The organism is uncultured Shewanella sp., assembly GCF_947495455.1.
Classification (GTDB): Bacteria; Pseudomonadota; Gammaproteobacteria; order Enterobacterales; family Shewanellaceae; genus Shewanella.
The window spans coordinates 1-8224 of sequence record NZ_CANLZC010000158.1 but is presented as its reverse complement, the minus strand read 5'-3'; the positions used below and the strand labels follow the sequence as shown (position 1 = coordinate 8224).

Genomic DNA, 8224 nt, shown 5'->3' with positions numbered 1-8224 from the left:
ACTCCTTTGTAGGCCTTGTATTTCAAGGTCTACAACCAAGGTTTGGACTTTTCGCTGAAATGGGCGCAATACCCCAAATCAGTGTAACAGGTGTCACAAAGTACGTTACACATCCATAGTTAGGTGTTACATGGCACTAGTTAACCTTTCCGAAGCAGCACGTCTTACTCAAAAAAGCAGAATGACAATTCATCGCTACATTAAGTCAGGTAAGCTTTCCGTTATCAAAGGCCATGATCAACTACCACTCGTTGACACATCAGAATTGATTAGAGTTTTTGGAAATATCAAGTTAGATGTTACACCTCAAACTCAACAAGAGTTACACCATGTTACACCAGAAAGGCAAAGCATCATTAACATGGAAAATGATATAAAAAAGCTCATCAATGAAGTTCAACAGCTAAAAGAAACAATGAAAGATATCGATGAAATAAAAGAGCTTGTATTAAGACTCGAATACAAGGAAAGCAATACACTAAATCCCCATTCTCTCGAAAAAAAGAACAAGAAAAAAGAAGCAAAAAAACCAGAAGATGATTCAGACTGGCCAAAGGAAGTAAAAACAACAGCAGACATTACGCTGAGAAAAAAGATCAGAGACAAGTACCGGCAGGGTAACTTATGACCTTTTTTCGCGTGTGTTATAGCATGTTAAGGCAAATACATACAACGGATCTTATGGTAAATACTCACAAGCGAGCTAACAAAATAAATTATTTCATTTAACTCTTTTCAGCTCTTTCTATCTAACTTTTATTGATTGAAAAAGAGGGTAACTATCACAATTATTAGTGAATACGTTTACCTCTCTACCATCTAAAAATGCTTCTCTTAAAACTTCAAAACTCCTAGCTCCCCCAGGATGTTCATCAGTATAAAGCTCAGGAAACCTGATATATCCATAACTATCACAACCAGTCCCAGCATCCCCTAAATTACTTAATTTGAAAAGAGGCTGAATTCCAGTTCCTGTATAAATTTCAGTGACGGTTGTCCAACCAGACCAACCTACACTAAATGCTGAATTTGAAATAATCAAAAACAAGCAAAAAAAGGTTTTTTTTAATTTCATTTTTATAATCCTTATTTGTTAATATCTAAAAGTTAGTGACTTCTGATTTAACTAACAGAAACCTAGTCTAGGTTCGCAAATAAGGAATACTGTGAATAAAGTCTATAAATGAATTAATTATCAAAAAATAATACATTCCAATTAATTATAATGTATTGATTTTAAGTTGAAACGAATAAACTAGTGCGTCGCGAACTTGGCATATAGTTGAGGTTCTTTGCTAAGTAATGTTAACACTTTACTCGCTAACCCCGTCGGATTTCTTCTTCCAAGTTCCCAGCTTTTAACTGTATCAAGACTAACATCCATCGCTTCCGCTAAGTCTTTCTGGCTAATATGTAACTGTGCACGAATAGCCTTTACATCAGCAATTTCATAGCGAGTAACGCTGGCTGGTTTCATTTCGCCTTTGGTTATGGCCTCTACTTGCTTCATTGATTCATGCAGCTCTTTAAAAATACTATCGGTCATCTTCATGCTCTCTCTTGATAGATCGTGAGATCTTTTTAAGCTCATTCTTTTCGCTTTGGGTTAGGCTATCTTTTCTGCCCTTTTTATAAAGCAATAATAAATAAACGGTGTCAGGCAGTACCAATAAATATATCACCCGATAACCACCACTCTTCCCCGTGCTTTCTCCTGCCAGTCTGACCTTACGAAGACCGCCAGTATCCACAATCAAACTGCCTATTTCGGGATTCTTAATAATGTCAGATTGCAAAGCTCTTAATTCATCATCTGTGATGAGTTTCTTTCGTTGAGACTCAAATAAAGGTGTCTCGATAAACTCCAAAGCGCTACTAATAAGTCTATCCTCTCCATAAACTATAGGTGTACATAGTACTCCTTTCAAGTGAGTGCTGCAACAAGCCAATTTCCCATCCCATAGTTGCTCTACAAAGGCAACACACCCAATGCACACAAATTAAGTTATGGTAAATAGCCCACTTAAGGCACTAAAACAGCGGCTAAGCACCGCTAAACGCCCAAACAAACGATCTAACACACCTAAACGATCCCTTTTAGCCCCAAAACAGCCGATCAAAATAGTACGAAAAAACCACCCGATTGGATAAATAAAAGTTAGCCTTTCGTTAGAACTCAATTTAGCCTTGAAAGGGTTATTTTATGAGGTTTAATTCCGCGTTAAGCGCCCCTCCCCTGCTCTAGTATTAAATGATTAAGGAGTGAATAAAGACTTTCATTATCAATTATCTGTGGTAAATTACGCCCTTGATTGATTTTGGTCTGTTCAGTAGGGAAGCAGTATGTCAGGGAAGGTAGTAGCACTCCATCAATTGATGGAGCATGAAGCGTTAAGCATTGAAACGGATTTTTCATATCTAAAAGATAATGAATTAAAGGCCTATCTCGCTACAGGCGAGTCACTATCCAGTCTTAAAACCGCCCTCACTCGTGGTGAAAAGCTCTTACTCCTCGACAAGCCCCGTGCGCCTATGTTCATCATGGACGTTCCCAAGGCTGAGCTCAGCACAGAGGACAGAGTTAAAATCATTCTCTATAGCTTAACGCCGCTGCAAGTCAGGCAAGAGCATCCCGCGATTAATCCCGCCTATCCCAAGGATATCATTAAGGCTATTGATAACCGCTTAGGCACCGCTGGCGGGGTTATGGTGGGTGGCAACCCTTACAAAAGCCCCTCATCGGGTAGCCTGCATCCTCCTGCGGAAATGCCAAAGCGTGTACCTGAAAAAGTGATTAACGATCCGCCACCAAAGCCCCTTAAATCTAACATCGCTCCCACTTTTGCTATGGCACCCAATCGCTTAGTCTTTCGGTTAGTTTATGACGATAAAGAGCAAACCAAGGCGGCTAATGTGCCTTATACCGTCATCATGCAAGACGGTAAAAATACCCAAATCACAGGCACCTTAGACAAACATGGCAAAGCTGAGGTGCGGCCAAACACTAATCACGCCGCTTATATTTTATTTGGTGACGAGGCCTTAGCGGCTGAGGCGCAAAATAAACTTGATAAGGCGTATACTAAGCTTGATAACGCCATTAACAACAAAGCCACACAAAGCGCAGAGCAAGCATTAACCACCTTAAATCAGCAACAGCAACAACAATCTGTAGCTATCACTCAGGCCTTTAGTGACGCGGTTAATCAAAAATTAGACGAGCTCAATCAACAAAGCCAGGCATTTAATAATCAGTCTTTTTTAAGCCAATCCTGGAACATGGCCAAGGCCGCCCAATCGGGTGCCGCCAGCGGCGTGACGGAATACCTCCCCGACTTAGGGGATTTTGGTGAGCTGCTCCATGCCGCAGACATTAACGTCACTATGCTCATCGAGGCCATTGCCACGGGGGATGTGGATGCGTTAGAGGCCAAGTTTCAAGCTTGGAAGGAGCGCGGTAAACAAGGCATGTGGGAAGCCACAGAAACCATGGAAATGCTGATTTTATTACTCAGTGATAGTCAAGGAAGAGAACTGATAGCCAGCTTACCTGCGCGTATGTTGGCCGCCCTCCCCGCCGATAAAGTGGTTGAAATGAGCGCCTACCATGCGACCCAATTAGGCATGGACACCGCCGTCGTCAGTGGCGGCACGGCTTTAGGCACCCTTGCAGGTGGCGTGGGTGGCCCGATTGCCTGCGCCTCACTCTTGCTTGCCGCCAATGGCCGCAAGGCGGGCAAAGTGCTGGAAGAAACCGTTGAAGTCCTTGGGGAGATGAAAGACGCCCTTAAAGTGATACGTAACAACAACCCTAAAAAACAACTGTATAAAAAAGATCCCACTATTCCACGGGAACAGGAAGATTTAAACACCCGTACCTTTGTGACGCCGTTAAAAGAGAAAAACACTACCAAGCATAATCAAAATAACAACAACGTGCATCCGTTGCTGACAAGGATGAAACCCTTCAAAGCCCCTTGTTTTGAGCCAAGCAAGAACATTAAAAAGAAATTTAAAGATGATCCTAAAAAACTGGAACAACACTATGCACGGCAGTTACAGCACCAACAAAACGGCCTTAATGATCTGAGCATTGGTGAATACATTGACAATCGCGATCGTTACAAGGAAATGAAACGTAATGGCACAGGTAAAGCACAAGAAGATTTTAGAGTTAAATTTAAAAATAAGTTAACTAAATCATTAAAAAACTCTTATGAAAATAATGAAAAATTAGATTTATCACCTAAAGAAATAAAAGCAAAAGCCAATGAAAGAGCGGAAAAAATCATGAAAGATTTAGCCGCATTGCATGATCCTGACATGATTGCAGGTGGTAATGATAAAGTCGAACGCATGGGTAATAAACGGGTTAATTCTTCACTGGGTTCTCAATGGCGACATAAACCTAAAGAAGGGCAATACGACCGTACCGATAAAAGCCGTGTTGAATTGATGGATGAGCAAGTACGAGAAGCAGAGAAAAAGTATGGTCGCGACGCCAAGTTAAACATACAATTAAGCCGCTGTCAGGTAAGGAAATAAACAATGCAATTTGATAAATATTTTGACTTCTTTTTAGAAGAATTTGGCCAACCTACTAGCCAGCGGATCGCCAAACCAGAAGAGATAGAACAATACCGCAACGTACTTCCAGACAGGTTATTGGAGTATTGGGGAAAAATCGGTTTTGCAGGCTTTAAAGAGGGGTTGTTTTGGATCACTAACCCAGCCGATTATGTCGATATCTTAGATCGTTTTTTAGATGACACTTTGTTTCCTGATATTGATACCTATCATGTCATCGCCCGCAGTGCTTGGGGAGAATTGTATCTTTGGGGAGAAAAGACTGGTGACTCGTTAGAAATATCTCCTCATTTAAATTGGATAACTACATCTGAAGGTTGCCAAAAACAAATTGAAAAGGGTTTGGCTAATAAAAAAATAGAGTCTTTTTTCGGATTTACAGAGCCTAATGCTGTAGATGTAGATGGAAAGGATGGTAAACCATTATTTGAACGCACGCTAAAAACACTAGGGCCATTAACAGAAAGCGAAGTTTATGGCTTTGCGCCTTATTTGTTTACGGGTGGACAAAAGAAACTGGCTAATATTCAAAAAATGGATTTAATCACTCATCTTAATCTCATCGCTGACATGGGCGAAATGGAAGTGATCGACATGGCTGCTTTAGTCGGTAAGACATTAAAAGAACATGGTGAATAACGTCTATAAGCATCATGTTTCACTTACTCTTTTAACGTTCATCAAAAGCGTTCACATCAAGAGCAAAAGTGACCGTTTTGATACCGCCGTCCACTCTAGGTTACACTCTCGTGTCAATCTAGAGTGGACGGCTCATCTGGCTTTACGGGGAATTGCACACGGAAATTCGGTATCGATGAGTTGAACGCAAAAAAAAGCCCCTTTTTTAAAGAGGCAATTGAGATATAAACACCCTTAGAGCCTAGTTGATTTACGCCCGTTTTTCTCCCCAATTTGAATACACCAAACGACTTGAATTTATCGCTCTGTAGGAATCTCTTTTAACAGCTACTCGCTTTTCGCCATTTTCTTATATGACAGCTACTCACAGCGAATTAATTTAAACATTTTGATATACCACATTAACGATCCCCTTATGGGCGGGACGAAAATATCCAGATTTTTGGGCGAGTTCAGCGGAGGGTTTTAAAGGGAGTATCCCTTTAGCACATGGGATGGATGAGTCGCTACGTAGTAGGGGTGTAATACGTCCCCATCGTGCCTATGTATTGAATCGGTAACACGGTGGTCAACACTGTGTCAACACATGGTCACTACGCTGTCAACAAGGCGTCAACGCATGGTCACTATGCTGTCAACACTAAGTCATTACACTGTAGCTATTTTCCTCACGTCTTTAGCTGTCTAATTTGATAACGATAATTTTTGTACTCTATCTGTACTTTTTATGTACTCCCCTTGTACTTCGTTTGTACTCTCTATGTACTCCGATGTACTTTCTCTGTACCTTTTATGTACTCTGCATGTACCCCCGATGTACTCTCCTTGTACCCTGTCTGTACCCCGATTCAAGGCATAGGCACGATGGGGACGTATTACACCCCTACTACGTAGCGACTCATCCATCCCGTGTGCCAAAGGGTTCCCCTTTGAAACCCCAATCTCGAAGAGCAGGATTAAGTATTGAGAACGAAGTGCGAATAAACTTCAAAAGTGAAGACATGGTACCCGTTTACGCGGTACATGTACTTCACATATCTTGCCTGTCAAACAACGTTTACCCAAAAGTTATTATCACGTCCATTTAAGTTATTTTTATTCCTTTCGATTTCCTATGAATGTTATTGAAAGAACTTGTGAATTGGAAAAAATCAATATTTATGATCGGGTAGTCAACAACGAATAAAAACCAAACCACTTCCTAATTTTGAATAGACTGCGCTAATTCAAAATTCCTCAGAGGCTCAAATTTCAATTTAAAACGTCAAAGTCATGCAACGGGGTGTCTTTTTGGAGAAAGTCGCTTAAATCGCCATTTTGACCCCTTAAAATGCGTTTTCGAACGAAGTGAGAGCATGGAAGCGGAGCGAAACCAAAGCGCAACGCGTTTTTTCTTGTCGAGATATCGCTTGTTAAACCCCATTCAGAGCATCACACAGCCCCCTGCTAATGAAATTGCCCCCTCATCCTGCCTGACATGCTTTTAAATTCGTTTTGGTCTTAGAGAGCCTCTCAGGGGCGTAGCCGAAATGCTGTTAGCGGATTGTGCTGTTGTGCTCGCCCCTGCCACCGGCAGGAAATGGCGAGGCATTATCGCTTGTGTCTTTTGCTTTTGGGGGATGCCGGAAACGAGCGAAGCGAGGGGAAGGGCTGGCGGGGGTGAAACCCCCAAGAAGGGTTATCACTTTGGAGATTTAAAATCTGATATTTTTAAATTTTAAATCTATTGTTTTTATGTTTATTGTTTATGTTTAAGGGTTTCCAAGTAACTGTTTTAAAATGTTTTTTTTGTTTTCATGTGTCCTTTTTAGTTGCTTCATGTGTCCTTTTTAGTTGCTTCATGTGTCCTTTTTAGTTGCTTCATGTGTCCTTTTTAGTTGTTGATAACTTAATTATCCACAGGTATATTTGTGTCCTATATTATAAAAAGGACACGTTTTAGGGATTGTTAATATGAATAAATTAACCATCGTTCAAGGAAATGATTTATTAGAAGGTGCTTACAAAGTATCAATTGATGAATTCAGGTTATTAAACATAGCCTTATCTAAGATTGATAGTATAAACAGCCAACCTCTAGATGCTTATGTCATAACAGCCTTGGAATTTAAAGAGGCTTACAGATTAAAAAACCCCCATGTAAAATTGAGAGAAGCGGCCATAGGCTTAATGCATAAGCCGATAACTCTATTTGAGTATGATAAAAAGAAAAATAAATTAATAGGGAGTGTAAGACATTGGTTTTCCCTCATTGAGTATGACGCTGGCGATGAACACAGTTCTGTTAAGGTTTATTTTTCTGAACACGTGAAACCATTTTTATATGAATTACAGAAAAATTTCACCAGTATTACATTTCAAAATATTGCAGCCCTAAATACTTCCTTTTCTGTACGCTTGTATTATTGGTTATCAAAAGCTAAAAATATCAACAATAACAATGATGTTGTTGAGCTTATTCTAGATGTTGAATGGATAAAAATTAGAGCAGGGCTAAAAAATCTGTATAGTGATTTCCGTATATTCAGAAGAAAACTAATAGAACCAGCTATAGAGAATATCAATAGAGAAACAGATCTAACTATCCGCTTTGAAACTATAAAACAGGGGAAAAAGGTTGTTTCCATTAAATTCATTTATATTCAAGAAAGAAGCCCTGACTTAGTAAAACCTAAAAGACAAAGACTACCAAGAAGACCAAAGGTTGCTTCTGGTTCTCATGAAGAAGGAAAATGGGCAAACAAATGTATCCTTATCATTTTGAACCATAAAAAAGCTTTGCAAGAAAAAGGAGAAGATTTAAACAAGAATGACAAAGAAAAACTTATAAATCTATACAACATTGTAGGGAATACATTAGCTATAAATGAATTAAACATGACTTGATAAAATCATATTATAATAAATTATGACTCCAAATCGGGGTTTTGCGCCCATTTCAGCGAAAAGTCCAAAGTGGCTCTGTAAGCCTCATTCCACAAGGCATTCGAAGCCCCCC

7 protein-coding genes are annotated in these 8224 nt (G+C 39.9%); 4 read left to right on the top strand and 3 right to left on the bottom strand.

Annotated elements, in window-relative coordinates; translation table 11 throughout:
- Window positions 1-130 precede the first annotated feature (130 nt).
- On the top strand, window positions 131-628 hold the full coding sequence (locus tag Q0791_RS23680) for a hypothetical protein (RefSeq protein WP_299011728.1): 498 nt from the start codon (window positions 131-133) through the stop codon (window positions 626-628).
- Window positions 629-745: 117 nt separating this feature from the next.
- Here Q0791_RS23680 and Q0791_RS23675 read toward each other — a convergent pair whose 3' ends face one another.
- The 3 genes from Q0791_RS23675 to Q0791_RS23665 all read right to left on the bottom strand — a co-directional run bounded on the left by Q0791_RS23675 (window position 746) and on the right by Q0791_RS23665 (window position 1868).
- Complete coding sequence (locus Q0791_RS23675) at window positions 746-1075, bottom strand: hypothetical protein (RefSeq protein WP_299011727.1); 330 nt, start codon at window positions 1073-1075, stop codon at window positions 746-748.
- 180 nt (window positions 1076-1255) lie between these two features.
- Entirely contained in the window at window positions 1256-1552 is a 297-nt protein-coding gene (gene nadS / locus Q0791_RS23670) for a NadS family protein (RefSeq protein WP_299011726.1), read from the bottom strand.
- Window positions 1536-1868 (bottom strand): type II toxin-antitoxin system RelE/ParE family toxin, encoded by a 333-nt coding sequence (locus Q0791_RS23665; protein WP_299011725.1) that lies wholly within the window; start codon window positions 1866-1868, stop codon window positions 1536-1538. Before Q0791_RS23665 ends, nadS begins: the two co-directional genes overlap by 17 nt.
- Window positions 1869-2343: 475 nt before the next feature.
- Between Q0791_RS23665 and Q0791_RS23660 the strand changes: the two genes are divergently transcribed.
- From Q0791_RS23660 to Q0791_RS23650, 3 genes are all read left to right on the top strand, one after another.
- Window positions 2344-4545 carry a polymorphic toxin type 15 domain-containing protein gene (locus Q0791_RS23660; protein WP_299011724.1) on the top strand — a complete coding sequence of 734 codons (2202 nt, stop codon included), beginning with the start codon at window positions 2344-2346 and terminating at the stop codon, window positions 4543-4545.
- A gap of 3 nt (window positions 4546-4548) precedes the next feature.
- The gene (locus Q0791_RS23655) at window positions 4549-5226 is read left to right on the top strand and encodes a GAD-like domain-containing protein (protein ID WP_299011723.1); all 678 of its coding nucleotides are present in this window, start codon (window positions 4549-4551) and stop codon (window positions 5224-5226) included.
- Window positions 5227-7179: 1953 nt separating this feature from the next.
- Complete coding sequence (locus tag Q0791_RS23650) at window positions 7180-8112, top strand: replication initiation protein (protein ID WP_299011722.1); 933 nt, start codon at window positions 7180-7182, stop codon at window positions 8110-8112.
- Window positions 8113-8224 lie beyond the last annotated feature (112 nt).

Coding starts and splice junctions, on each gene's coding strand:
- Q0791_RS23650 (WP_299011722.1), top strand. CDS start 7,180: ATGAATAAATTAACCATCGTTCAAGGAAATGATTTATTAGAAGGTGCT.
- Q0791_RS23675 (WP_299011727.1), bottom strand. CDS start 1,075: ATGAAATTAAAAAAAACCTTTTTTTGCTTGTTTTTGATTATTTCAAAT.
- Q0791_RS23660 (WP_299011724.1), top strand. CDS start 2,344: ATGTCAGGGAAGGTAGTAGCACTCCATCAATTGATGGAGCATGAAGCG.
- Q0791_RS23655 (WP_299011723.1), top strand. CDS start 4,549: ATGCAATTTGATAAATATTTTGACTTCTTTTTAGAAGAATTTGGCCAA.
- Q0791_RS23680 (WP_299011728.1), top strand. CDS start 131: ATGGCACTAGTTAACCTTTCCGAAGCAGCACGTCTTACTCAAAAAAGC.
- nadS (WP_299011726.1), bottom strand. CDS start 1,552: ATGAAGATGACCGATAGTATTTTTAAAGAGCTGCATGAATCAATGAAG.